This window comes from Huintestinicola sp. (genome assembly GCF_051882455.1).
Taxonomy (GTDB): Bacteria; Bacillota; Clostridia; order Oscillospirales; family Ruminococcaceae; genus Huintestinicola.
In genome coordinates this window covers 15989-38369 of sequence record NZ_JBJERV010000046.1, presented here as the reverse complement: position 1 = coordinate 38369, position 22381 = coordinate 15989, and the positions used below count along the sequence as shown (strand labels likewise).

The following is a 22381-nucleotide window of genomic DNA, read 5'->3' as shown; positions in this document are numbered from 1 at the left end:
AAGGAGATAGGCAGGCTTACCGATGCGGCAAGGCGCACCGCCGAATGGGCAGACCGCTCTGAGCGGAAAAAGATAGGCTTTGACCCTGTGAAAACGGAAAAGTCCCTTTCACGCCGCGCATACGAGGGGGCAAAATCCAAAAAGGCAATGGCAAGAGCGAAGACCTTTGAGGACAGGAGCCTTAAAGCCGCAGAGGAGAAGTCAAAGCTTTTGAAGGAGATAGAAAAGGCAGACGCCATAAGTGTTTCGCCCCTGAAATATCACGGTGACGTTATTCTCAGCGCCGAGAGCTTCGGGCTTGCCTATGGTGAGAGAAAGCTTTTTGAAAATGTGTCCTTTACTCTGAGACAGGGGGAGACTGTCACTCTCTGCGGAAAGAACGGCTGCGGAAAATCCACTTTTCTCAGATACATCTGCGGGGAAAGGGAGGGCATGACCCCTTCGGGAAAGCTTATTCTGCCCTCGGGGGTAATAATTTCCTACGCTCCCCAGAACGCCGATGATCTGAAAGGCACACTCACGGAATATGCGGACAGTATGTCGGTGGACTTCACCCTGTTTCTCACAATTCTCAGAAAGCTTGATCTCGGCAGGCAGCAGTTTTCCAAGCGCCTTGAGGACATGAGCGCAGGACAGCGGAAGAAGGCGCTGCTTGCGGCAAGCCTTGCTTCAAGGGCGCACTTGTACGTATGGGACGAGCCGCTTAATTTTATTGACGTTATTTCAAGGACTCAGATAGAGGAGCTTATAAAGAGCTGCCGCCCCACTCTTATTTTTGCCGAGCACGATGAGATGTTCAGACGGAATGTGGGAGCGGAGGAGATATATCTGTAATGTAGATCCATTGAGCCGCTGTACGGTATGTGTACGGCGGCTCAATATTTTTTTCATATTTTTTCAAAAAGGTATTGACATTGACAAAACACTGTGATATACTGTGTATATACTGATATACACAGTATATCACAGTAAGGAGATGATAACATCAACATCGTTCTAAATCCAACCGCCGACAAGCCCATGTACGAGCAGATAAAGGAGCAGATAAGACAGGCGGTCATGAGCGGCGAGCTTAAAAATAACGAGCTGCTGCCCAGCGTAAGGCAGCTTGCGGCGCAGCAGAATGTCAGCGCCATAACGGTAAAGCGCGCATATTCCGACCTTGAGCACGAAGGGCTGATCTACACCTCCGCAGGCAAGGGCACCTTTGTGAGAGCCCCCGACAAAAGCGCGGTCATGGAGCAGTATAAGCAAAGGCTGCTGGGGGAATTTTCACAGTATGCAAGCAAAATGCTCTCCGAGGGCATAACTTACGAGGAGCTTATCGGCGCAATAAATAACATAACCGAGAGGAAGTAATCATATGGAAAATATTATGGAGATAAAGGGACTTTGCAAGAAATTCGCTGACAGCAGTTTTTCAATGCACGATATAAATTTATCCCTGCCAAAGGGCGTGATAATGGGACTTATCGGTGAAAACGGCGCAGGCAAGACCACCCTTATCAGGCTTATTATGAACATCTACGGCAGGACAGGCGGCAGCGTGACCGCCTTTGACGGGCTTGACAACGTTAAAAACGAGCCCGAGTTCAAAAACAAGCTGGGCTTCGTTGCGGACGAGGATTACCTTTACATAAACACCACGGTGGCAAAGACCGCAAAGGCATTTTCCTATGCCTTTGACAAGTGGGACGACGGGATCTTTAAGAAGTATATGGATATGTGGCAGATAGACGTGAAGAAAAAATGCGGCGAGCTTTCAAAGGGTATGAAAACAAAGGTCATGCTTGCTCTTGCACTTGCCCATAGTCCCGAGCTGCTTATCCTTGACGAGCCTACGGCGGGTCTTGACCCTGCGGCGAGAATTGAGATGCTTGATATACTCCGTGAATTTGTTTCCGACGGGGAGCGCTCCGTTCTCTTTTCCACCCACATTACGGGAGACCTTGACAAGGTTGCGGACTACATTGCCCTTATGATAGACGGGCACATTCACGAGGTCATTTCCGCAGACGAGGCGCAGGAGAAATATGCGGTAGTTTCGGGAGACAAGCGTGAAATGCTCCCTGCGGTCCTTATCGGTCCCAAGACCACGGATATCGGCTTTGAAGCTCTTGCTCTCAGAAAGAATGTTCAGATGTTTAAGAATGTGACCGTCCGCACTCCCAATTTTGAGGATATCCTTGTACACACCATTCTGCAGAACAGGGAAAACAGGCGAAACGGCTGAAAGGGGTCTTACTTATGACAGCAAAGCAATTCCGTAAGTCCGTAGAGACATTAAACGGCTTTCGCTTCTGGGATAATGCGCTTATCGCTGCAATGGGGCTGTGCCTTATCGTTCCCGCTCTCTTTGCATTTGTAAATTATAATATCCTTACGGTGTTCCGGGCGCTTTTTGCAGTGACTTTCTATATGTGGGACTATTATCATATTGAGCTTGACCCTGCATATCCCGTTTCCCGGAAAAAGAGCAGCGATGGTCCCGACCCATCTTTGGCAAATAACCGGAAAATAATTTTGGGGGCGGCTGTTTTCCCGGGAACAAGAAAAACAGCGGTAAAGGCATATCAGAACAAGCGGCTTGCGGTTTCGCTCATACTTACGGCAGGGCTTGTTATTCAGGGAATAATGCTTTTTAATTGCAGGGAGCCTATCCATTCCACTCCGCTGATACTTTCGGATATTTTTATTGTGTCCGCATACTGCATAAACTACATTGCCATTGGGGTGGGAAAGGGGCTCGGGAGCAGCGGCGCAAGGCGTAGCACGGGTACGATGATATTGTGCTTTTCCTTTGCCGCTCTGGCACAGATAAACCGTGATATCCCCGACGATAAGCCTATGGGCGCAGGCGTAATTATGCTTATTAACGCCGCTGTTACTATTTCGGTAAGCCTTATCTGCTATTTCAAATGTCTCAGAGACGCAGAAAATACAGCCCGAAACGGCGAGAAGATAGGAGAGATGGGATCATGACAGTTTCACAGTACAGAAAAGCCGCAAGGGCATTTACAAACAGCTCGGTAAATGTGCTTTATGTGATGTCGATCGCAATGATCGTCCTGTTTTCGTTTTTTCCGCCTGTGGCAGTATTTTTTGACGGAGCTTCATTCTCATATGTTTTTATGTGTGAAATGCAGTTTCTGATGTACACGTTGGCGCATATGGCATTAAGCGAAAGTCATCCCGTATTTGAGGGGACGGAAAAGCCGAAAAATGGACTGACCCTTTCGGATATGCGGGGCAGGACTGCTCTTTATCAGCTCCCCGCAGGACGGGAAACGGTGGTCAGGTCTTATATCGGCATTGACGGTGCATTGAGCGGAATGATATTTTTTTCGGCAGTGCTTTTCGGAGCGGTGCTGATAATAAAGCCTGCGGCGGCTGTTTTTTCGGCTTCGGCTTTTCTGCTGTATCTTATCCCGTCGGTGCTTGTTCTAATTATGGAAAATTCGCTCAGAAGCGGTGACGTTGATAAGATCGCAGGCGAAAGAGGGAAAATATATTTTTCTGCCACTTTTATTTTCTGCCTTGAAATATTTTTTGATGATAAGCTGAATGCTCTTATTGCAGACTTGGGTGAATTAAACCCCGTTCCCTCGATGATATGCGGCATACTCTGCATTATCCTCGGTATCGTTTCAATGATAATATTGAACGGGATACACAAGGGAATGCTGTCAGACTGCCCAAGCCGCTCCATATCGGGCGAATTTATCGAAAGGAATGATGAAAATGCATAAGGCTCTGAAGTCTCTTGCAACGGGATATACACTTTTTCAGATGTACGTTTCTCCTGTTGTTGCCGTTTTATTTCCCGTATATATGATATTCGGGAGTAGGGATAATATCGTCGCTCTGCTGTCATTTTGCGGATTGATATCCCTTTTTTTGGTGCTGATGTGGACAGGGGCTGTATTTCCCGTAACAGGCTCAACGCCTGCAATACCAAAGACAATGAAATGGGCGGCAAACACCCGCAATATGCTCGGCGGTTCGGGGGGATGCTATGATATGGCGTGCCTTTTTCCCACCACAAGAAAACAGCTCATAATGCCCCATATCAGGGTATGGTTTCCCTTGGTTATAATAATAGCCGCCGAAGCTGTGGCGGCGGTGATACTTAATTACGGCGGAGAGTGCAGGGGAATGATTTCGGTTTTCTCCTTATGCTTTGCGCTCATTGCCATTGGTGTACCCAATGTTTATTACTACAAGCCGAAAAACCAATTCATTGCACTTGCAATGATAATTCCTGCCTGGATAATTTTACTTGTGAGCCTGATGGTTTCGGGTGTGCTTGATACAGAGATAACCATTGCTCTCCCTGCTTCTGCGGCAATAATTCTTCCCATCGCGGCTGTGGTTTACAATGTGATATTCTACTATACAACAGCCCTTCGGGGAGACTTTGCAAGAAACGGCGAGAAGGTCAGTTAACCCGTATATGCGGGGATTATCTCGCAGCCGTATTCCTTGCAGGAGGGGTGGGTCTTTATGTATCTTCTTGCATAGGCAAGGGAGTAAAATTTCCGCGCAAAGCCCTGATTTGACACAAAAAGCTTTTCGTTGAAAATGTATCTTTCTTCACCGTGAATGCTTATCCTGATAATGTAATACATAAGATCGGTCCTTTCCTTTTTTTGAAAGCGGTTTCATCTTCTTTTTCATTATTGTAGCATATTGTTTTTGATTTTTACAATACTAAACGCCCAATCGTCCGAAAAAACGGTCTGATTGGGCGTTTTATTGATGTTTGTTCATACTTTGATAATAATTCGACGTTAAGCCGCCGTTAAAGAAAATGAAAACATCTTGATTTTGTCCTGCAAAATATTTATAATATTTACATAATACGACTAAAATTATTTAAGAAAGGAAAATTGTATATGATAAACATTTTCGGCTGCGACAACGAGGCTGTTTTTCTCGACATCATTCAGGATACGGTTTTCAGTCAGACTGCTCTTCTGCCGAAAAAATACGCCTTCCACAGGTTCAGAAACGCAGAAGAGCTTTTGAAATGCCTTGACGAGCGCATTATTGTCCCTCATCTGCTGATTATCGACGCTCATTTTGATATGTGCAGGACTAAGGAATGTGCGGACAGGCTTCATGAATTTTATCCTTCCTGCAAGCTTATGATCATGTCCGAAGGGGAGGACGATCTTTTTCTGTCCTTTGAATGCGACTCCTGCGGAACTATATCAAAGCTGAGCCTGCCCTCAAAGCTTCCCGGCACTCTTGCAGCCATTCTTCCCCGAATAGATGAAAGGTCTGCCGAGATGATACAGCTCACGGTCTACGGGAACGAGCGCCGCCCCGAACGGATAAATCTGAGATATTCGGAGATAATCTATCTTGAATGTGTTATGAAAAAGGTGTACGTTACCTTTTCCGACGGCAGCTGCCGAAGGGTGAAATGCTCCGTATGGAGAGAGATAATGCAGAAATTCTGTATGCTGCCCTTTGCCGTTCCCCATCAGAATTACATTGTGAATATGAATTACATATCGAAAATGACTTCCACCACCCTGACCATTTCACCCATCGGAAAATGCATTTCCATAAGCAAATACAGGCTCAGGGATTTTAAGGCGCTTTTTGAGCTGCTCCCCGAAAAAACAGTATCAGGTCACTTTTTGCCGTAAAAGAGCCACGCCTTCACATCAAACTCACGTATGGTACATTCGTAAGCGAGGATAATGCATACGGGGGCAGCGAGCATAAGGGCAAGCAGTCCGAAAAGCCCTCCCCAGCTGAGAAATTCGATAGTCCTGCCCGAGGTGAATAGGTCTACCCAGGCGAGGGACTGGATATTGCACCAGATAAAGTAATTGAACACATCTCCGATGACCCCGAGCTTTGACAGCAGCAGCACAAACCACATCACATACTGGGGCAGAGGCGCGGCAATGGCTATTTTAAGCGACATAAGCGGGTCATGGGGCACGCCGTGATATTTGATAAGGTTTCTGTCCCTGACGGCGCAGTTATATGCATAATTTATCAGAAGTCCGTTGGCGATAAGGGAGGACGCGATGGCTGTAAACACCTTGAACGCCATAAATTTTATCATAAATACAAGCATACAAAGGTTGAAGATTATACAGATAAGCTCTCCCGCAAGCCACCATACCATTCCCTTTGCGGCTCTTATGCCGAATTTTTCACGAGTGTCCGAAACCATATTTCTGAAAAGCTCCTTTGAAATTATATTCCCCTTTATTTTTTCGGTAATTTTATTATACAGCATTTTCCACTGCTTTGCAAGCTTTTTTACTTTAATAAAATACCCCCGCTGTTCACATAATAATTATGTCGGGGAATGCCCGGCAAAATTTTTTCAAGAGGTATTGCAATGGACTACAGGCAGCTTCAGAACAGCGTTTACCAAAATGCGTCAATGGGCGTTACGGCGCTCAAAAGTATGATACCCATGGTAAGCGACAGCAATGTGAAAAATCTTCTTATCAGGCAGTACAACGGCTACAAGGCGCAGAAGGAGATAACTGCACGTCAGATGAAGGAACGGGGCATCACACCCACCGAACCGACCTTTATGTCACGTGCGATGACGACGGCTTCGGTCAATATGCAGCTCAGGCGTGACAGCAGCGGGAGCAATGCGGCGAAAATGGCTATAAAAGGGACTAACGCAGGGATAATCGAGCTTACAGAAAAGCTTAATCACACCTCATGCAGCTCTCCCGAGGTCATACAGTCCGCAAAGGAATATCTGCGCAGGGAACAGAAAAATATTGAAAGCTTGAAGCCATATCTTTGATGCTGACATAGCCATATCCTTTTTGCTGCGGAGATCTTTTCGGGTCTCCGCTTTTCTTCTGCTTGAAAAATCTATGAAAATATGTTATACTCGTCTGAAAGACATATGAAAGGAATAAACGTAATATGAAGATCGACAGACTTATAGGCATATTGTCCGTTTTGCTGCGGAGGGATAAGATCACCGCCGCTGAGCTTGCGGAGAAATTTGAGGTATCGTCCCGTACCGTTTACAGAGACATTGAGGCTCTTTCCAAGGCGGGCATTCCCGTTGCTGCAGAAAGAGGCGTAAACGGCGGCGTTTACATAATGGACGGGTTTAAGATAGACAGGACGCTTTTGTCAACAGAGGATATGTGCGCCATAATCACAGGGCTTAAAAGCCTTGACAGTGTGTGTGAAACGAAAAAATACCGTCAGCTTATGGACAAGCTTTATGCGGACGGGGCAGACGGTTCGGGCAGCATTATCATCGACCTGTCAATGTGGGACAAGACATATGTTGCTCCGAAGCTGGAGCTTATAAAGGGGACGATCGAAAACCGTCGGCTTATCTCCTTTACATATTATTCCCCCGAGCGCACCGAGGAGCGGACAATTGAACCATATCGGCTTATTTATCAATGGTCGGGCTGGTATGTTTGGGGGTATTGTCTGAGCCGTAAGGATATGCGGCTTTTCAAGCTGTCGCGAATGACGGAGCTTGCAGATCTGCATATCCCCTTTGAGAAGAGGGATATCCCCGAATATTCCTGCGACAAGCTCCGCCACACCAAGGGGGAGATAGAGGCGGAGGTGAAATTTGACAAGTCCGTCAAGTGGCGGATAATTGACGAGTTCGGAGCGGAGCTGCCGCGATACGATGATGAGGGCAATGTATATCTTAAATTTACCTGGTCGGACGTGCCCTCTTTTTTCAGATATATCCTTACCTTCGGGGACTGTGCGGAAATAATTTCTCCCGCAAAGTACCGCCGGGAATTTACGGGGCTTCTTAAAAATATTTCCGCTAAATATGACACACAGCTGTCAGAATAAGCCTGATATACTTGTATTATAAGAACCTGTCTTCACAAGCGTATGCGCACGTCTTTTCGGCAAATTTTGCCTAAGACTGCGTTAAAAATCCTTGCCGGGCGGCAAGCCCGCCTGCGGATTTTTGCCTTGTCTTAGACAAAATTATGCTCGAAAATCCGCACACATTTCTTGTGAAGACAGGTTCTAAAATACAGGAAAGAGGCGTATGTATGAGCACTGATCTTTATAAGCTTACCCCCTGCGGAGGAAACTGCACAGGCTGTGAGCATTTCTGCTCGGGCGAATGTCAGGGCTGCCTTAAAAGCGGCGGTGAATGCGTTAAAATGTGGGAAAAGGGCTGCGGCATTTTCAAATGCTGTCAGAGTCACGGAGTAAAGTTTTGCGGCATATGCGGAGAATTTCCCTGCCGGCGGCTGAAAGAGACCATATGCAGGTGGGACGAAAAGGGGATAGAGCGGCTTCAAAGTCTCGGGGAAGAATATCGGATACAGCATAAGGACTTTGAGGAAAAGCTTCCCGGGCTTTGGAAAAATATCGGCAGTCACGGGGTAATGGTACTCTCCACCTGCGCCCGAGGGAGGGTGTCCTCACGTCCTATGAGCGTTGTGGTCATTGACGGAAAATTTTACTGTCAGACGGATATTTCCTATCTCAAATGCAGTCAGATAAGGGATGAGCCCAATGTGGCTCTTTGCGTGAAAAATTTTTCCATAGAAGGAAAATGCCGGATATTGGAAGAGCCTGTGAAGTACGACTTCTTTATGAGGGCGATGAAACAGCATTTTCCGTCTGCGGTTGAAAGATATTCGTCTCTGCCATCGGAAAGAGTTCTCGAGATAACTCCCGACCTCATATATTTATGGGACTATCATATGGACAAGCCGTATATGGAATATTTTGAGTTCAGAAATAATACATACCGAAAGGAATGGAAATAATGGAAAAGCTTGATTACAAAAAGCAGTTCAAGGAGCTGTATATGCCCTCCTCAAAGCCCGTGGCGGTCGATGTTCCCGAGATGATATTTTTTGCGGTAAAAGGCAGCGGAGACCCGAACACGAGCGATGATTACAAAGATGCGCTGGAGCTTTTGTACGCTATGTCATTTACGGTGAAGATGTCAAAGATGAACGGCACTCAGCCCCGGGGGTATTTTGAGTATGTTGTGCCGCCCCTTGAGGGACTGTGGTATCAGGAGGGCACAGAGGGCATTGATTATTCAAGAAAAGAGGATTTTAAGTGGATATCGATGATTCGTCAGCCCGAGTTTGTGACGGAAGAGGTTTTTGAGAACGCAAGGGCGGCGGTGCAGAAGAAAAAGCCGCACCTTGACACATCAAAGGTGCAGCTTATGAAGTGGAGCGAGGGGCTTTGCGTTCAGCTTATGCATACGGGTCCATATGATGACGAGCCTGCAAGCATTGAAAAGCTTCGGCGCTTTGCAGAGGATATGGGCTTTAAGGAGGATTTTTCCCAGGGGCGATATCATCACGAGATATATCTTTCCGACCCGAGAAAATGCGCTCCCGAGAGGTTAAAAACGGTTATACGTCACCCTGTTAAGATCAAGGTGTAACGTTACATCATTTTAAATCCAAGCATTGCAGAGCTGCCACCAAGCTCGAAAATGATAGTATGCTCATCTGACAGCGGCGCTATGGGAACGGTCAGAGTTCTGAAATCGTCTATTCCGTCGGTGGGCGGGACGGGTATCTCGGCAATGGGGGTGCTGTTTACCCTATCGGCATAAACGCGCACAGTTTCGGGCTTTTCCCAGGCGGAGGCTTTCAGCTCAAGAAGTGTCACTCCGTCTGTATCGCAGTTTTGGAAAATGAGATAGGGGGTATAGCCGTCGCTTTGGATAAAATGCTCCGAAAGCGTTTTGGACCAGAGCATTTTTACGGTGCCCTTGTCATCGTAGTTTATGGCTTTGACAGGCCGACGGATATCTCTGGGGGGGACGGTCTCGCCTTCGATATGAAGCTTTACCGTTTCCCTGATATCCTCGGAGGAGGCGCCTGCCATAAAGGTGTAGTCTCCCGTTTCAAGGCAGAATTTTTCTCTTGACACGTCCCAGAACTGAAGCTCTGATTTGGGGATATCAAGCCTAAGATGAACCGTTTCTCCCGATGGGATATGTATGCGCTTAAATCCGCACAGCTGCTTTATGGGGCGCTTTATCCTATTGCTCTCGGCTCTGAAATAGATCTGGACTACCTCGTCCCCGTCTGTTTCGGAGCTGTTTTTTATGTCGATGTCCGCTGTGATGATATGGCTGTCGGGTAAACAGGTCATGGTAAATCCCGAGTATTCAAAGCTTGAATAGGAAAGCCCGTGACCGAAGGGATAGAGGGGTCTTCCCTTGTAATAGCGGTAGGTCACGTCGTTTTTTATGATGTCATAATCGGTTATGTCGGGCAGCTCTCTTACCGAGGTGTACCAGGTCATTGGGGTTCTTCCTGCGGGATTGTATTCGCCCAGGAGACAGGCGGCGACGGCGTTTCCAAGCTCGGGACCTGCGTGGGAGGTATAGACGATGGCAGGTAGGACTTCATTTTCGCGGTTAACGGCATAGGGATAGCTTGAGACTATGAGCATTACCGTATTCGGATTTGCGCCGTAAGAAGCGGCGGCAAGCTCCTGCTGGGGCTTCGGAAGGGTGATGTCGGGGCGGTCGTAGCACTCCCTTGCCACCTGCATAGGGTGATTGCCCACGCAGAGGATAACCGCGTCGGACTGCGCCGCAAGCTTTGCTGTTCTGTCCGTTCCCTTTGAGATCATCTCTATTTCAAAAAGCTTTTCATAGGTCATTCCAGAGTGGGGGCGGCAGACAAGCTTTCCTGTTTCATCTATGGCGACTTCATCGTGGGTGCGCGAGAAAAATGTGGCATATCCGTTAAAGTCGCGGCGGTGGATAGTTTCGGTGGTGAACCACTGAAAAACTCTTTCGGTCCCGGCTTTTACATCGCCCGTAAATGTGAGATATTTTTTCTCGGCGCAGGAATAGATATTCACCACGTCAAAGTCAAGGTCGCGGTACTCGAATATCTCCCCTTCGCCTATGGTATCTGCGGAGCATACGGCACAGCCGTTTTCGTCAATGGTGAGATATTTTCCGTTTGCTTTTGACTTTATGGCTACCCTGTCATAGCCGTTGTCATAGATGACTTTTTCTTTCCCCAGTGACCGCTCAAAGCCGTCAAGGACGGAATATTCATAGGTCGAAAAGCCTGTGTACCAGTCTCTGAGGTTTTCATCGGCATTGGGTCCGCAGACAAGGAGCGTTTTTATTTTGTCCTTTGACAGGGGGAGTATGCCGTTGTTTTTTAGCAGGGTAACGCCTTCTTTGGCAGCGCGGAGATTTATTTCCCGTGAGCTTTCGCAGTTTATGATATCCGCGGTAATGCTGTCAAAGGGGGTGGAGCTGTCAAATTCTCCGAGACGAAATCTTCCTTCGAGGGAGTTTCCCACCGCTTTGTCGATGTCCTTTTCGGTTATAAGTCCCTTTTTTAGGGCTGTGTATGCCGCTTCGGTCACAAGCTCCTCAACATCTGTCATTACGTCGCAGCCTGCTTTGAGACAAAGCGCCAGAGACTCTGCGTGGGAGGTGCAGAATTTGTGATAGGTCACATTCTGGGAGAAATCTCCGCCGTCGGAGACCACAAAGCCCAGTCCCCATTTATCCTTTACTACGGTCTGAAGCTCGGGATTGCAGACAGCAGGAACTCCCGAAAGCTCGTTGTAGGCTGCCATCATTGACCATGCTCCGCCCTTCGTTACGGCGGGCTTGAATGCGGCATAGTAATACTCGTGCTTCAGGCGCGGGTCGATGTTGGCGGAGCAGCTGCCCCTGTGTTTCTCGTTGTTGTTGGCGCAGAAGTGCTTGAGGGTGGGGATAGTTTTCATCACCTTCGGGTCATTTCCTCTGAGGCCGCTTGTATATGCGGCGGTCATTTCGCCTGTGAGGAAGGGGTCCTCGCCGTAGGCTTCCTCCGTTCTGCCCCATCTGGGGTCCCGCTCCATATCAACGGTGGGTCCCCATATCATAAGTCCGCCCTTGCCGTCACGGTTATAGTAGGCGCGAAATTCGTTTCCCGCAATATCGCCTATCTTTTCCATAAGCTCGGTATCAAACGTTGACGACATTCCTATGGGCTGGGGGAAAACGGTGGAGGGACGGTCATTTTCGTGGGTAACGTACCCTCTGGCACATTCCGTTCCGATGGACCATTCCTTTATCCCAAGACGGTCAACGCTTTGGTGATGTGTGGAAAGCATATGTATCTTTTCATCAAGGGTCAGCCTTGAAAGCAGGTCGGCTGTTCTTTCCTTATATGAAAGCTTTTCGTCAAGATAGGGGAGCGGCTGGTTTTTTTCGGTCATTGGTATCACTCCGATTATTTTTTTTTCTTTATTTTACGGCATTTTACCGCATATGTCAAGATGAGGATATTTATGTGGTATCAACATATTGCAAAAAAAACTGACCCCTGAGAAAAAATTCTCAGGGGTCAAAAAAATTTACAAAAACACTTGACAAATCAAAACGGATGTGCTATAATAATTACAGAACTTATGTTTCAAGAATTACTTGAGGTCAAAGTATGCGTATTTAACAAAGCCGCTGCTGTCTCTCAGCTGTATGCAGTAGGAACCTTTTTTCAGGCTGCTGAGAGAGTAGTAATCGGTAAGGACAAAGCTCTTGTCCCATTTGGTCATTGCGGGGACGGTAAGCTCTGTATCAAGCTTCTTGCCCTTTTTCAGCTCCACCTTTTTGAATTTGTTATTTTCAAGGCGGTAAAGGGTGCCGTAGCCCTTGAGGGTAACAGGTCTGTCGGTATCGTTCACGATGGTCATTGTTATCTGCCTGTTGCGGGCGCTCTTTGTTTCTGTCTGCACTGCGGAGCATTCAAAGGGGGCTATGAGCTTAAATTCGCAGGAGAGACCCGTACCGATCGATGCACGGTATGTTCCCGTTTTAAGCTTATTTTTGCTGTATCGGCTGAGGTCAAGCTTTGAGGTGACTGAGGTGCCCGCGGTCACTTCGTAGGAGGCTGAGGAGGCGGGGACATTATCCTTGGGGGAGACTCTTTCCCATTCGCCGCTTTCTTCATTTTTGCAGAAAAGCTCTATTGCTTCACGGGCATATATCTGTGAGGCGCTGTTTACATTGACGGTAAAGCTTATCTCGTTTGTATCGGTAAGGTAATACTCGCTTCGGGGAGTGGTGACCTGAGCAGGCTCCACGATGTTAAATTCACAGTATTTTGTGACGGTCCTGCCATTTGTGTAAATGGGTATCTCCACGCGGTAAAGTCCTGTTTTAAGTCCCAGCTTGTAATCCTCGGGGGTGAAGGTAAGAGTGACCTTTTCGGTGCTTGTGCCGTATTCCTTACTGTTGCCTAAGATATGAGCGATATCATCTATGCAGTAGCCGCTGTCGGGCTTGACCTTGTACCATTTTCCGTTTCTAAATTGATGGAGACTGCCTGCTCCGATGTTTCCGAAGTAGGCTTCGGTGCTTATATCGTCCGTTGTTACGGTGAAGCGTATGGTCTCACGCTGTCCCGAGAGTATCACAGGCTTGTCGGCGGTGACTTCATAGGAGGCTTTTTCCTTTTTCAGAGCGCCTGTGGAGGTGAAATAATAGGTTTTGCCGTCTATTTCCGTTATTCCCTTTGCGGCGGCGCCGTCGGGATAGAAATAATATGTATTGCTGCCTATCTTGAGCCAGCCGTCTCTGTAAAGGAGCCCGTTATCAAAAAATACGGTCTTCTTTCCAAGCTTCGCCAGTCCTGTATATATGCCGATGTAATTTCCGTCAGAGTCAAATTTATGGGCGACACCGTCAAGCACAACTATGCCTTTGGCGTATTCGTCGTTTTCCATAAAATATTTTTTGCTGCCGTTTATCTCCTGCCAGCCGTATTCGGCTGCGCTGACAAAGGGGGCGGAGCTTATGGTCATTGCTGCTGCGGCGGCAAGGGCGAGCAGCTTTGCTGAGCTTCTTTTCATTATGATGTAACTCCTTTCTGAAAAGGTCGTGGTGTGTTCTTTCATTAACATCATTATAACAGATTTCCGGAAGGGGTTCAAGTGATTTGGCTAAGCTGTAACCTTTTGTTGTCATTTTTAGCTTTTTTGGAAAATATTTCCCGGGCTATGAAATATACCCCATTGTTCTCACGATGAATATCCAGAAGGTCAGCGTTACCGAGGAGAGGAGGGTAGTGGCGGCTATTACGCTTGAGGTCAGCACGCCGTCATTTTTCATATTCTTTGCCATTATATAGCAGGAGGGGGTGGTGGGGGAGCCGAGCATTATCACAAGGGCAAGCAGTGCTTCGTCCCTGAAGCCCAGCAGCACTGCGGCGGTGATGAAAACAAGGGGCATTATGATAAGCTTTACGGCGCAGCAGGCTGCGGTGGGCTTTATCTTGGCTATTGCCTTCCTTCCCTCGAAGGAGGCGCCTATGACGATAAGGGAGAGGGGTGTTGCTATGGCTGAAAGATTTGTCAGGGTCTTGTCCAGTATGGGGGGCATAATGCTGTAAACATTGAGCAGTGAGCCGATACAGCCTGCGATTATTCCGATGATGATGGGGTTTTTGATTATTCCCACTGCCGCTTTTTTCAGCTTATTCTTTTTGTCGGGGTCATTTCGGGCGTCCTCGGCTTCAAAGGTCAGGACGGTCACGGCATAGATGTTATAAAGGGGCACGCAGCCGATTATTATCATGGGGATAAGCCCCGAGCTGCCGTAGATATTCTGCATGAAGGCAAAGCCCATTACCGCTACCGAGCTGCGGTAGGACGCCTGCACAAAGGCTCCGATAATTGATCTGTCCTTGATAAAAAGTCTTGCGCAGAGCCATATCAATGCAAAGGCAATTGTTGTTATGACTGCGCTGTATATTACAAGGCTGCCGTTGAAGGAGGCGATTATATTTTCCTTTGCAAGGTCTGCAAACACCATTACGGGCAGGCAGACGTTGAAGATGAATTTGTTTGATGATGCGATGAAGCCCTCGGTGAACATTCCCAGGCGATTTAAGATATATCCGATAAGGATAACCAGGAACACGGGCATTGTGGCGTTAAGGCTGTAGACAAGATCGTTCATTGGAAGCCGTCCTTTTTTACATAAAATGCCAAATGACCGCTCCGACAGGGAACGGTCAGTATGGTTTATTCAGCTTTGGGGAATGTTACAGTGTGACATCAGAGAAAATATAGCTTGTAACGGTTGTGGTCGTCTCGGTGTCGCTGTTATAGGTGGGGTCGGGAACAAGTATTGCGGTTATCACTGTATCGGAGGTGATGAAGGTGCTGTTGCCCTCCCAGCCCAGGAAGGTATATCCCGGTACGGACACGATGGGGAGAGACGCATTGCCTCCGTAGGGCACGCTCTGGGTGGTGGACTGACCGTTTACGATGATGGTCACGGTGAAGGTCTGGAGAGTGGTGTCTGCGGCTGTTGAGTTCTCGAAGGGATTTTCAAAGTCGGGGGCGGTAGTCTCGGCAGCGCCTGTGGAGGAGGGGTCGTCCTCAAAGATGGCTGTAATGGTGGTCTCCTCGGTTATGTTTGTGAAGTCACCGTCCCAGCCGATGAACTTCTTGCCCGGTATCTCGGGAACGGAGGGCTGGGAAGCGTTTCCGCCGTATTCTACCTCCTGGACGATTATCTCGTCCTCGATGATTATATAAACGGAGATGAGTTGTGCTTCTGTTGGCTGGGGTGCGGCGGTGGTAACGGGTGCCGCTGTTGTTGTAACGGGTGCTGCGGTGGTGGTGTAGGGTGTTGTGGTGGTCTGGGGTGCAGCTGTTGTGGTGTAGGGGGTAGTGGTGGTGGTCTCCTCGGTCTCGCTTTCGGGAACGGTGGTCTCGGAGGGAGTTGTTTCGGAGGGGGTAGTTACAGATGTTTCTGCGGGTGTTGTCTCTGTTACTGCGGGTGCGGAGGGCATATCCTCGGGAGCATTGTCATATGCTGTTTTTATCTCCTCGGCGGAGAAGGCAAGTGCGCCAAAGGAGGAGGCGGTGAAAAGCTCTCTCAGGGTCGATGCGCTGTAATCCGAAAGGACAGCGGGAACGTTCAGGCTGTCAAAGGTGGGTACCTCGCCGCTTACAACTATGGACGTTCTGCCCTCGCCGAGTATCTCGGGCACCTCGGACTGAAGCTTATAGCCGTTTCTGTCTACGGGATTGCCAAGTGAATCATAAAGGTTTATTTCGGAGCTGCCGCCGAAGGATACGGCATTTGTTACGGTCTGAGTCTCGCCCATATCATATGAGATGCGCATTACCGCTTTCTTTGTGGTATAGGAGGAGCTTTCGGTGCGGACAATGACGTTGGCGGAGCAGTCGGTCTGGGAGCTTACGAACACGGCGCCGCGGTTCAGGAAAAGCTCGCTGTCGGATTTGCCGTTAAATTCGCCTGTTACAAAGACCTGTGTGGAAGGCTCCAGAACTATGTAGTTTTCATCGTTTGCGTTGCCTCTTGAGCGGTAGACAAGTCGGCAGGAGCCGCTCTCGTTTACGGTGAGGATATCGCCGTTTGAAAGCATACTGTCTGCTGCTGCGGCTGCCGACGCGCCGTCGGGGGAGCTTATAAGCACATCTCCCGAGACTGCTGCGATGTAAAGTCCGCTGCCTGCATTGCCGAGACTCAGTATGATAACGGTGGCAATGACGGCGACAAGGGCGATGGCGCCTGTGATAATGGCTGTTTTATATGTTTTCATTGGTTTTGGTTCCTTTCTTTTCTCCTTATGAGGTGAGGGCGGCTGAATTTATGATCTCCCACCAGGGGATCGTTGATACGGGGACTGTGGTCTCGGAGACGGACGGCTCGGTGACGGGCGGTGCGGTCTCGGAGGGGGTCGTAACGGGTGCTGCAGGCTTTATCGGGGGTATTGACGCCGATGTCTGCCCGGATGCTTCGGAAGAAGCGGCTGTTACGGTCTCAGGCGGCGCTGTGGTTGTTTCGGGCGGCGCTGTGGTTACGCTGTAGACCTTTGTGGTGGTCTCCGCTACGGATATGGGTGCGGACTCGGAGGTCACGCTTTCCGTTTCCGTGACAGAAACGCTTTCGCTTGTGTCGGAGGTCTCTGCCGAAATTGTCGTTTCGGAAATATCTGATGTAATAACCGCTGTTGAAAAGCTTGTTTCGGAGCTTTCTGCTGTTTGTGAAGGGGGTGCCGTTTCCGAGGGCAGCGGCTGGGTCTGAGTGAAGGTCTCGGATATTCCCAGTGCGCTCTGATATGCGTTGTTAAGGTCGGTAAGGGAATATGCCAGGGGACGGTCCGCCGCTATTCTGATGTATGCTCTGAGGGTGCTTTCGGAAAGGGAATACAGGTCGGTAGCGCTGTTGAGATACTCAAATCTTGCTGCGTCCGCACAGGTCATAAGCCTTGCGCTTTTTCCCTCGGCAAGCAGCATAAGCTGGTCTGCGGGGGAGGCATTATCGTCATACAGCTGGATATCTACCGAGCCCTGGGCACATTCGACCTCCGTAAGCTTTACCGCTTCACGTCCGCCGTAGGTGTCAAGATAGGAGAAATCCGTTCGGAAAACAGTTCCCGCGGCTGATATGACGGCGTTGGGGGTGCGGACCTCAAAGGCGGCATTTTTCGGCAGCTTCGAGTCTAGGCGGCATATTGCCGAGCCTTCGGATATATTCACGATAACGCTGCCCTTTTCGGATATGTCGGTGAAGTTTACGTACAGGGTGGTGTCGGGTTCGATGATTATGTATTTATCCTTATCCACGGCAAGCTTTACTTCGCCGTCCGAGGCGGTTATTATCACGTCACCGCTCTCAAGCACGGTGTTTTTGTCAGCGGGTATCTGTCCGTCGCTTTTTAGGATAAAGGCACTGCCCGATATGTCCTTGATGGAAAGCTTTCTGCCGCTGCTTCCCGAGCTTGCAAGGGTGAACACGATTATTATCAGTATAAGAGACACGGCGGCTATGGCTGATATGACAAGCAAAAGCGCGTGCTCTGTGAGAAAATGCATAAGCTTTTTCATTAGAAAATCATTCCTTCGGTCGGGATATGATCGTCCCTGTGTATATACTTCTTCTTATTATAGCACAGCCTTACGGATTTGTCAAACAGGATTTGAGGATTTCCGACAGTTGTTAAAATTCATTAAAGATGATTGACTTATCTGAGGAAATTTGGTATAATAAATTTGTTATGAAAATTATGGAGAGGTCTGTCTTATCCCGGGCTGATACATTCTCCGGGGGATTTTTTGAAAGGTCGGTTGTGATAATGAAAATTACTGCGGAAAAATCTTTGGCTGTATTCCTTTCGGCGCTTATTCTTATGCTGGGTATGGTGTCTTGGTGCGCTATGCCTGTAAGCGCTGCTCAGACTGTGGGGCTCAACAGGACTTCCGTTACCCTTGAGGTGGGTCAGTCCGCTTCTCTGAAGCTCAACGGCACCTCGGGCGGCAAGATAACCTGGTCTATGTCCAACAAAAAGGTGGCTAAGTATTCAAAGGGCAAGGTCACGGGCGTAAGCGAGGGCACGGCTTACATTTATGCTAAATATAACGGCAAAAAGTACAAGTGCAAGGTCACTGTTGTTCCTGCGTCGGAGGATAATGTTGTAAACGTTAAAAAGGGCGGCAGCGTCGGCGTTTATGTTTACACAGATATAAACGAGGTGATGATCGAATGCTCAGATTCGGGCATATGCTCTGTTTCGGGCAGCGCTCTCAGCAGCGGTGAAGGCTATTATCTCAAAATAAAGGGCAGAAAGAACGGAACTGCTTCATTTAAGATATATGACGCTCATGACAGCTCTGTTTCTCTTGAATTTGATATCAAGGTCGGCTCTTCTTCGGACGGTAAGGTCACTTTTAAGCTTGGCGGAAAAAATTCTTCTCAGGGTCCTTCCGACATTTGGGGAGATAATGAAGCTTCTTCGGGGGAAAGCTCTTCTGTTGACGCGGCAGATTATATCGACGAGGTCATTCGTCTTATCAACGAGGAAAGAGCTGCTGCGGGCAAGCCTGCTCTCAAGAGAAATGACGAGCTTTGCAAAAACGCTCAGGTGCGCGCTGAGGAGATAGGCACTTATTTCTCCCACACCCGTCCCAACGGCACTGACTGCTTTACTGCCATAACCGTTCCCTACGGCTATGCGGGCGAGAACATTGCCATGGGTCAGCGCACTCCTCAGGAGGTCATGGATTGCTGGATGGGTTCCTCGGGTCACAAGAAGAATATCCTTTCTTCCAACTACACATCTGTAGGCGTGGGCTATGACCCGTCTACAAACTGCTGGGTACAGCTCTTTATTTCCGAATGATAATTTAAGGAGGCTTTGATTTGGGTATCTTTGGCAGCTCTTCCGCAGCGGACAGAAAAAAGATGGTCTTTCTGCTGCTCTGGCTTATTTCCGGCATCGGAATGGTCATTGTGGGTATAATGGCTGTTATTAACCGTGAAAAGGCTATCGGTGCTATCTCGGGCTTTCTGGGCGTGTGCGCTCTGATAACAGGTGTTATCACTCTTATCCTGCGTATCTCTCAGGTAAAGAGGCTCGGAAAGAGAAATATCGGATTTGACATCGTTATCTGGCTCGCTCTGGGCTTCCTTCTGCTTAACACGGGTCTGCTCAACAAGCTGGGCAAGCTGGTTTTCATTATCGGCGGCATTACTCTGATCTGCGAGGGCGTTCGTGCCTTTGCAGCCTGCCAGAGAAACAAGGACGAAAAGGAATGGTATATCCCGAGAATGATATTTTCGGGGGTGTTTGTTGTTCTTGGCATAATCGTTGTTGTCAATGCAGAGAAGATCTTTACCCATCTTATACCTCTGGCGGTGGGTATATATTTCATTATCCACGGCACGGAGCTGCTGTATGAATGGATAGGCAGGGCTAAGCATTTTTACTATTTCAGAGGTACAGAATGAAAGGAAAATGCGCTTTATGAACGGTGCGCAGGGCATTATTTTTGATATGGACGGTCTTATGATCGACTCGGAGCGGATAATCAACCGTGCGGTGGTAAGAGCGGGCAGGGAAATGGGGCTTTCGGGCATTGAAGAGGTCAGCCTCAGGACTATCGGCACAAGCAGCCTGCGCACACGGGAGATATACAGCTCGGTTTACGGAGACTTCGATTTTGACAGGCTGATGGACCTAAAGCACAGGTATATCGACGAGATCATCGGTGACAGGGGATTTCCGCCCAAAGAGGGCATTCGGGAGATGCTTGAATATGTCACGGAAAAGGGCTATATCACCGCGGTCGGTTCGTCTACGAGAGAATGGGCGGTCAAGGAGTTTCTCGGCAAAATTGACGTTTTAAAATATTTTGACATTTTTGTCTGCGGGGATATGGGGCTCAGGAGCAAGCCCTTTCCCGATATTTTTCTTGCCTGCGCCGAAAAGATGGACGTAAGTCCCGGTGAATGCTTTGTTCTCGAGGATTCGCCAAACGGGATAAGAGCAGCATATGCCGCAGGTATGAAGCCTGTTATGATACCCGATATGATAGCTCCCGATGAGGATATCATACCTATGCTTTATGCGCTGAAGGGCTCGCTTACGGAGGCTATGGAGCTTTTTTGATTTTATTTTGGGAGGCATCGGAACGTGGGTGTTTTTTCGGGGATAAAGGGTTTTATTTTCGACCTTGACGGAACTCTTGTCAATTCAAACGGCGTGTGGGAAAGCATTGACAGGAAAATTATGGAGAAAAATCATATCAGGCTCTCCGACAGGGAGCTTCATCAGGCTGCGGCTATGACCTATGAGGAAGTGCTGGAGTTTTTCTGCTCTAAGGGGCTCAGATATTCTCTTGAACAGCTTCGCTCGGAATGCAACGAGATGGCGGAAAAGGAATACAGATACAATATTTTCCTCAAGGACGGCGCTGAGGAGGCATTGAGGCTTATCGAGGCAAGGGGTGGAAAGACAGCTCTTGCTACGGCTTCTCCCAGGCGGCTTTACGAGCCTGTTCTGCGGAGAAACTGCGTTTACGGTATGTTTGACGCATTCATTACCACCGATGAGGTCGGGGCGGACAAGGATCACCCGGATATCTATCTCAAGGCGGCTGAAATGATAGGCGTTCCACCTTGGGAATGTGCGGTTTTTGAGGACGTTTTAAAGGGCATTGTCAGCGCGGGCAACGCGGGTATGGTCACTGCGGCGGTTTACGACGAATATTCCTCCGAGGATTATGTTACTATGAAGCAGATAGCGGATATTTTTATGATGAGCTTCAGAGATATCCTGCCTATGCTTATGAGCAATTGACAAAATTATAAGGCGGTGTTTTGTTGAGTAAATTTCTTAAAACGGCTGTTTCTTTTATTATTGCTTTTATTGCCGCTTCCTGCATTTGTGGGGGCGCTTCGGCTTGTGTGAGCGATGAACTGTATGAGGTCAAGGGCTATAACAAGAATGAGATAGCTCTGGCTGAGCTTTTCAAAAGCACTCTTGAGAGCTTCGTTGAGGAGGAAGTGGATATTTCCGATTTCAACGTAAGCTATGAGGAGTTTGAGGATATTTACACTACGGTCATTATGAATGAGCCCGAGCTTTATTATGTTAATGTTATACAGGCGTCCATCAGCTACAGGACCGAGGACCATATCCTGGCTTTCAAGCCTGTTTACAACTGCTCCTACGGTCAGCTTGACGGCAGAAGCAAGAAGATAGAAAAGTTTTCAAAGTCAGTTATGAGCGGGATAAAGAAAAAATGGAGCGACGAGGAGAAGATCCTTTACGTGCACGACCGTCTGGCGGCTCATATCACCTATTACAAAGGCTCCGATACCGAATACGGCAGAAATATCTATGACGCTTTTGCCGACCGTTCTGCGGTCTGCGTGGGCTATTCGCTGGGCTTTCAGTATTTTATGGATAAGCTGGGCATTCCCTGTATCAGCGTTACTACCGACGACCATATCTGGAATATGGTATGCGTTGACGGGCAATGGTATCATGTGGACGTTACCTGGGACGATTCGGCGGAGGTAACTAAAAATACCGTTTTCCACAATATGCTGCTCCAGAGCGACGAGGGTATGAAGGCTCCCGGGATCGAGCACGCAAAGGCATTCAAGGCTCAAAAGGCTGATGACAGCTTCTATTCCGACGCTTTCTGGACTGAGTCCAACACAAGGATAAGCTATCTGAACGGTTATTGGTACTATACCAACGGAGAAGGGCTGAACAGATACAGCTTTGAAAGCGGCGAAAGCAGGCACATCTATGATATTCACGGGGTATGGCACGCTGACAAGGGCAGAGACTGGACTGTTCCCTTTTCTCAGACTGCCGTTTACGGAAAAAGCGTTTATTTTAACAGCCCCGATACCATTTATCGTTATGACACGGTGAAAAAGAAGATATACAAGGTCTATTCTCCCAAGCTTTCGGGCAATGAACAGATATACGATATCTATATTTCCGACGGAAAGCTTATTTTCAGTGTGGGCACATATGACAAGCCTGCCAAGGTGAGAAAGGCTATTCGTCTGAATAAGGCGGCGTGATCTTCTTTACTTCATTCGGAAAGGTTG

Annotated in this window: 23 protein-coding genes; 16 read left to right on the top strand and 7 right to left on the bottom strand. The window is 48.3% G+C overall.

Annotated elements, in window-relative coordinates; all coding sequences use genetic code 11:
- The 6 genes from ACI4J0_RS06220 to ACI4J0_RS06195 all read left to right on the top strand — a co-directional run.
- On the top strand, positions 1 to 834 hold an 834-nt coding region (locus tag ACI4J0_RS06220), incomplete at its 5' end, for an ATP-binding cassette domain-containing protein (protein ID WP_439764949.1).
- Between the two features lie 186 nt (positions 835 to 1020).
- Complete coding sequence (locus ACI4J0_RS06215) at positions 1021 to 1359, top strand: GntR family transcriptional regulator (protein ID WP_439764948.1); 339 nt, start codon at positions 1021 to 1023, stop codon at positions 1357 to 1359.
- A gap of 4 nt (positions 1360 to 1363) precedes the next feature.
- Positions 1364 to 2233: an ABC transporter ATP-binding protein gene (locus ACI4J0_RS06210; RefSeq protein WP_439764947.1), complete on the top strand. Its 870-nt coding sequence runs from the start codon at positions 1364 to 1366 to the stop codon at positions 2231 to 2233.
- Between the two features lie 14 nt (positions 2234 to 2247).
- Positions 2248 to 2982, top strand: coding sequence for a hypothetical protein (locus tag ACI4J0_RS06205; protein WP_439764946.1), 735 nt, complete (start codon positions 2248 to 2250; stop codon positions 2980 to 2982).
- The gene (locus ACI4J0_RS06200) at positions 2979 to 3749 is read left to right on the top strand and encodes a hypothetical protein (RefSeq protein ID WP_439764945.1); all 771 of its coding nucleotides are present in this window, start codon (positions 2979 to 2981) and stop codon (positions 3747 to 3749) included. Before ACI4J0_RS06205 ends, ACI4J0_RS06200 begins: the two co-directional genes overlap by 4 nt.
- On the top strand, positions 3733 to 4446 hold the full coding sequence (locus ACI4J0_RS06195) for a hypothetical protein (protein WP_439764944.1): 714 nt from the start codon (positions 3733 to 3735) through the stop codon (positions 4444 to 4446). The genes ACI4J0_RS06200 and ACI4J0_RS06195 overlap by 17 nt, the downstream gene beginning before the upstream one ends.
- Here the strand turns inward: ACI4J0_RS06195 and ACI4J0_RS06190 are convergent.
- Positions 4443 to 4628 carry a hypothetical protein gene (locus ACI4J0_RS06190; protein ID WP_439764943.1) on the bottom strand — a complete coding sequence of 62 codons (186 nt, stop codon included), beginning with the start codon at positions 4626 to 4628 and terminating at the stop codon, positions 4443 to 4445. The genes ACI4J0_RS06195 and ACI4J0_RS06190 overlap by 4 nt on opposite strands.
- Positions 4629 to 4895: 267 nt before the next feature.
- Between ACI4J0_RS06190 and ACI4J0_RS06185 the strand changes: the two genes are divergently transcribed.
- Positions 4896 to 5657 carry a LytTR family transcriptional regulator DNA-binding domain-containing protein gene (locus tag ACI4J0_RS06185; RefSeq protein ID WP_439764942.1) on the top strand — a complete coding sequence of 254 codons (762 nt, stop codon included), beginning with the start codon at positions 4896 to 4898 and terminating at the stop codon, positions 5655 to 5657.
- On the opposite strand, the gene ACI4J0_RS06180 is transcribed toward ACI4J0_RS06185, so the two are convergent.
- Positions 5642 to 6262: a hypothetical protein gene (locus ACI4J0_RS06180; protein ID WP_439764941.1), complete on the bottom strand. Its 621-nt coding sequence runs from the start codon at positions 6260 to 6262 to the stop codon at positions 5642 to 5644. The genes ACI4J0_RS06185 and ACI4J0_RS06180 overlap by 16 nt on opposite strands.
- Positions 6263 to 6367: 105 nt before the next feature.
- Here ACI4J0_RS06180 and ACI4J0_RS06175 point away from each other — a divergent pair, with 105 nt between their 5' ends.
- The 4 genes from ACI4J0_RS06175 (at position 6368) to ACI4J0_RS06160 (ending at position 9406) form a co-directional block, all read left to right on the top strand.
- The gene (locus tag ACI4J0_RS06175) at positions 6368 to 6793 is read left to right on the top strand and encodes a hypothetical protein (protein ID WP_439764940.1); all 426 of its coding nucleotides are present in this window, start codon (positions 6368 to 6370) and stop codon (positions 6791 to 6793) included.
- A 125-nt stretch (positions 6794 to 6918) separates the two neighbouring features.
- Positions 6919 to 7830, top strand: coding sequence for a helix-turn-helix transcriptional regulator (locus tag ACI4J0_RS06170; RefSeq protein ID WP_439764939.1), 912 nt, complete (start codon positions 6919 to 6921; stop codon positions 7828 to 7830).
- A 209-nt stretch (positions 7831 to 8039) separates the two neighbouring features.
- Positions 8040 to 8768, top strand: a complete 729-nt coding sequence (locus tag ACI4J0_RS06165) for a pyridoxamine 5'-phosphate oxidase family protein (RefSeq protein ID WP_439764938.1) — start codon at positions 8040 to 8042, stop codon at positions 8766 to 8768.
- On the top strand, positions 8768 to 9406 hold the full coding sequence (locus tag ACI4J0_RS06160) for a GyrI-like domain-containing protein (RefSeq protein WP_439764937.1): 639 nt from the start codon (positions 8768 to 8770) through the stop codon (positions 9404 to 9406). The genes ACI4J0_RS06165 and ACI4J0_RS06160 overlap by 1 nt, the downstream gene beginning before the upstream one ends.
- A 2-nt stretch (positions 9407 to 9408) precedes the next feature.
- On the opposite strand, the gene ACI4J0_RS06155 is transcribed toward ACI4J0_RS06160, so the two are convergent.
- The 5 genes from ACI4J0_RS06155 to ACI4J0_RS06135 form a co-directional block, all read right to left on the bottom strand.
- Positions 9409 to 12213: a glycoside hydrolase family 3 C-terminal domain-containing protein gene (locus ACI4J0_RS06155; protein ID WP_439764936.1), complete on the bottom strand. Its 2805-nt coding sequence runs from the start codon at positions 12211 to 12213 to the stop codon at positions 9409 to 9411.
- A 204-nt stretch (positions 12214 to 12417) separates the two neighbouring features.
- Entirely contained in the window at positions 12418 to 13845 is a 1428-nt protein-coding gene (locus tag ACI4J0_RS06150) for a hypothetical protein (RefSeq protein ID WP_439764935.1), read from the bottom strand.
- Positions 13846 to 13990: 145 nt separating this feature from the next.
- Positions 13991 to 14953, bottom strand: a complete 963-nt coding sequence (locus tag ACI4J0_RS06145; protein WP_439764934.1) for an AEC family transporter — start codon at positions 14951 to 14953, stop codon at positions 13991 to 13993.
- Between the two features lie 85 nt (positions 14954 to 15038).
- The gene (locus tag ACI4J0_RS06140) at positions 15039 to 16571 is read right to left on the bottom strand and encodes an InlB B-repeat-containing protein (RefSeq protein WP_439764933.1); all 1533 of its coding nucleotides are present in this window, start codon (positions 16569 to 16571) and stop codon (positions 15039 to 15041) included.
- Between the two features lie 25 nt (positions 16572 to 16596).
- Positions 16597 to 17859, bottom strand: a complete 1263-nt coding sequence (locus ACI4J0_RS06135) for a FecR domain-containing protein (protein ID WP_439764932.1) — start codon at positions 17857 to 17859, stop codon at positions 16597 to 16599.
- A 248-nt stretch (positions 17860 to 18107) separates the two neighbouring features.
- Between ACI4J0_RS06135 and ACI4J0_RS06130 the strand changes: the two genes are divergently transcribed.
- From ACI4J0_RS06130 to ACI4J0_RS06110, 5 genes are all read left to right on the top strand, one after another.
- Positions 18108 to 19151 (top strand): CAP domain-containing protein, encoded by a 1044-nt coding sequence (locus ACI4J0_RS06130; RefSeq protein ID WP_439764931.1) that lies wholly within the window; start codon positions 18108 to 18110, stop codon positions 19149 to 19151.
- 20 nt (positions 19152 to 19171) lie between these two features.
- Positions 19172 to 19759, top strand: a complete 588-nt coding sequence (locus tag ACI4J0_RS06125) for a DUF308 domain-containing protein (protein WP_439764930.1) — start codon at positions 19172 to 19174, stop codon at positions 19757 to 19759.
- Between the two features lie 16 nt (positions 19760 to 19775).
- The gene (locus ACI4J0_RS06120) at positions 19776 to 20420 is read left to right on the top strand and encodes an HAD family hydrolase (protein WP_439764929.1); all 645 of its coding nucleotides are present in this window, start codon (positions 19776 to 19778) and stop codon (positions 20418 to 20420) included.
- Between the two features lie 24 nt (positions 20421 to 20444).
- Positions 20445 to 21110 (top strand): HAD family hydrolase, encoded by a 666-nt coding sequence (locus ACI4J0_RS06115; RefSeq protein ID WP_439764928.1) that lies wholly within the window; start codon positions 20445 to 20447, stop codon positions 21108 to 21110.
- A 107-nt stretch (positions 21111 to 21217) separates the two neighbouring features.
- Positions 21218 to 22354 carry a transglutaminase domain-containing protein gene (locus ACI4J0_RS06110; RefSeq protein WP_439764927.1) on the top strand — a complete coding sequence of 379 codons (1137 nt, stop codon included), beginning with the start codon at positions 21218 to 21220 and terminating at the stop codon, positions 22352 to 22354.
- The last annotated feature ends 27 nt before the right edge of the window (positions 22355 to 22381 follow it).

Excerpts from the sequence above, each read along its gene's own strand:
- ACI4J0_RS06180 (WP_439764941.1), bottom strand. The coding sequence starts at position 6,262 with ATGCTGTATAATAAAATTACCGAAAAAATAAAGGGGAATATAATTTCA.
- ACI4J0_RS06195 (WP_439764944.1), top strand. The coding sequence starts at position 3,733 with ATGATGAAAATGCATAAGGCTCTGAAGTCTCTTGCAACGGGATATACA.
- ACI4J0_RS06215 (WP_439764948.1), top strand. The coding sequence starts at position 1,021 with ATGTACGAGCAGATAAAGGAGCAGATAAGACAGGCGGTCATGAGCGGC.
- ACI4J0_RS06120 (WP_439764929.1), top strand. The coding sequence starts at position 19,776 with ATGAACGGTGCGCAGGGCATTATTTTTGATATGGACGGTCTTATGATC.
- ACI4J0_RS06170 (WP_439764939.1), top strand. The coding sequence starts at position 6,919 with ATGAAGATCGACAGACTTATAGGCATATTGTCCGTTTTGCTGCGGAGG.
- ACI4J0_RS06185 (WP_439764942.1), top strand. The coding sequence starts at position 4,896 with ATGATAAACATTTTCGGCTGCGACAACGAGGCTGTTTTTCTCGACATC.
- ACI4J0_RS06210 (WP_439764947.1), top strand. The coding sequence starts at position 1,364 with ATGGAAAATATTATGGAGATAAAGGGACTTTGCAAGAAATTCGCTGAC.
- ACI4J0_RS06150 (WP_439764935.1), bottom strand. The coding sequence starts at position 13,845 with ATGAAAAGAAGCTCAGCAAAGCTGCTCGCCCTTGCCGCCGCAGCAGCA.
- ACI4J0_RS06145 (WP_439764934.1), bottom strand. The coding sequence starts at position 14,953 with ATGAACGATCTTGTCTACAGCCTTAACGCCACAATGCCCGTGTTCCTG.
- ACI4J0_RS06130 (WP_439764931.1), top strand. The coding sequence starts at position 18,108 with ATGAAAATTACTGCGGAAAAATCTTTGGCTGTATTCCTTTCGGCGCTT.
- ACI4J0_RS06200 (WP_439764945.1), top strand. The coding sequence starts at position 2,979 with ATGACAGTTTCACAGTACAGAAAAGCCGCAAGGGCATTTACAAACAGC.
- ACI4J0_RS06205 (WP_439764946.1), top strand. The coding sequence starts at position 2,248 with ATGACAGCAAAGCAATTCCGTAAGTCCGTAGAGACATTAAACGGCTTT.
- ACI4J0_RS06175 (WP_439764940.1), top strand. The coding sequence starts at position 6,368 with ATGGACTACAGGCAGCTTCAGAACAGCGTTTACCAAAATGCGTCAATG.
- ACI4J0_RS06160 (WP_439764937.1), top strand. The coding sequence starts at position 8,768 with ATGGAAAAGCTTGATTACAAAAAGCAGTTCAAGGAGCTGTATATGCCC.
- ACI4J0_RS06140 (WP_439764933.1), bottom strand. The coding sequence starts at position 16,571 with ATGAAAACATATAAAACAGCCATTATCACAGGCGCCATCGCCCTTGTC.
- ACI4J0_RS06165 (WP_439764938.1), top strand. The coding sequence starts at position 8,040 with ATGAGCACTGATCTTTATAAGCTTACCCCCTGCGGAGGAAACTGCACA.
- ACI4J0_RS06155 (WP_439764936.1), bottom strand. The coding sequence starts at position 12,213 with ATGACCGAAAAAAACCAGCCGCTCCCCTATCTTGACGAAAAGCTTTCA.
- ACI4J0_RS06190 (WP_439764943.1), bottom strand. The coding sequence starts at position 4,628 with ATGTATTACATTATCAGGATAAGCATTCACGGTGAAGAAAGATACATT.
- ACI4J0_RS06135 (WP_439764932.1), bottom strand. The coding sequence starts at position 17,859 with ATGAAAAAGCTTATGCATTTTCTCACAGAGCACGCGCTTTTGCTTGTC.